The organism is Acinetobacter sp. KAM396, from assembly GCF_021602765.1.
Taxonomy (GTDB): Bacteria; Pseudomonadota; Gammaproteobacteria; order Pseudomonadales; family Moraxellaceae; genus Acinetobacter; species Acinetobacter towneri_A.
Genome location: NZ_BPPH01000103.1, coordinates 1 through 606, shown reverse-complemented (window position 1 = coordinate 606; position 606 = coordinate 1). Strand labels below are relative to the sequence as shown.

1 pseudogene is annotated in these 606 nt (G+C 36.8%); it reads left to right on the top strand.

Annotated elements, in window-relative coordinates:
• Positions 1-606, top strand: a pseudogene (locus L6C30_RS14695) (IS4-like element ISAba1 family transposase); the annotation flags it as partial.

Genomic DNA, 606 nt, shown 5'->3' with positions numbered 1-606 from the left:
CCATTTTTGGTAAAGACCGTATTGTGAATGTGTTCGCAGACAGAGAGTTTATCGGTGAGCAGTGGTTTACATGGTTAATTGAACAAGACATCAACTTCTGCATTCGTGTTAAAAAAACTTCATTGTCACCAATCATTTAGGAAAGAATCATAAAATTAGTGATTTATTTCGCCATCTTAAAGTTGGTCAAATTGAATGTCGTAAACGACGGATTTTGGTTGGTCGGGTGAAACTATATATAAGTGCACTACAGTTAGAAAATGGAGAGCTTTTACTCGTCGTTTCTCCTCAGTTTAATGCCAATGCTATTCAGGATTATGCATTACGCTGGGAAATTGAAACCTTATTCAGTTGTCTCAAAGGACGCGGGTTTAATCTTGAAAATACGCGCTTGACAGACCCTAGACGAGTGAAAAAATTGATTGCGGTGTTAGCTATAAGCTTCTGTTGGTGTTACTTAACGGGTGAATGGCAACATAATCAAAAAAAAGCGATAAAAATAAAGAAGCATGGACGACTCTCAATGAGTTTATTTCGCTATGGTTTAGACTATGTTCAAATGGCGATTCAGCGTTTAATTGGTTTTGGGAAAAAAGAAGAGTTTAA